At 52.7% G+C, this 691-nt stretch carries 1 pseudogene; it reads right to left on the minus strand.

Features of this window, described 5'->3' with window-relative positions:
* Positions 1-10: 10 nt before the first annotated feature.
* Positions 11-691 (minus strand): annotated as a pseudogene (locus LC431_RS26185) (IS4-like element IS1271 family transposase); the annotation flags it as partial.

Here is a 691-nt window from a genome sequence, read left to right on the forward strand (position 1 = left end):
CTAATGCCGGTCACTTAAGGTGACCGGCATTGTTTTTTAAGGGATATTTCGACCTTTTTTCTCTCACTTCCCTGACATATTCACGCTCACGTCTCGAGGGCAGTTTTAGCATCGCTGCGTTGCTGTAAAAATGCTTCAGATGACCCGGGATGGCTCCCGCTGATGCCCACGGCAGCCCGATTAACAACCGTAATATCTCCGACACTGCACCGCTAAAACTCAGCTGATAAGGCAGATAATCTCCCTTCAGGCTGAACGCCATCTTGATCATCTGGTAACGAATTAGGTTATAACTCAGCAGGATACCCCACAGTTCCTGCCTCACCATTTCCGGCAGTTTGCTTCTCAGCGCCCACCGGTTCCCCAGTAAAAACTGCTTCGTCTCCCGGTATCCTAACTCGATTTCCCAGCGATGCTTATAAAGCTCCGCCACGCTGGCGGCCGGATAACGCATCGCATCCGTCATTGACGTCAGAACCTGCCGTTCAACGCCATTGACCTTCCGGCGGATAAGCCGCACGGTCATTTCTTCCGGCAGTCCTTCCCACTGTTTTCTGGCCTGCGGTGACGTTTTCAGCCGTATCAGCTCGTCCTGTTTGCCGAGCTTACACACCACCTCGTACTGCGTGTTCTTTTTCAGCGGCGTCAGCCAGTGGCGATTTTCGCCCGCATTATGCCAGTCATGTAGCAG

The organism is Rahnella sp. GSA61A, assembly GCF_019969905.1.
Taxonomy (GTDB): domain Bacteria; phylum Pseudomonadota; class Gammaproteobacteria; order Enterobacterales; family Enterobacteriaceae; genus Rahnella; species Rahnella aceris.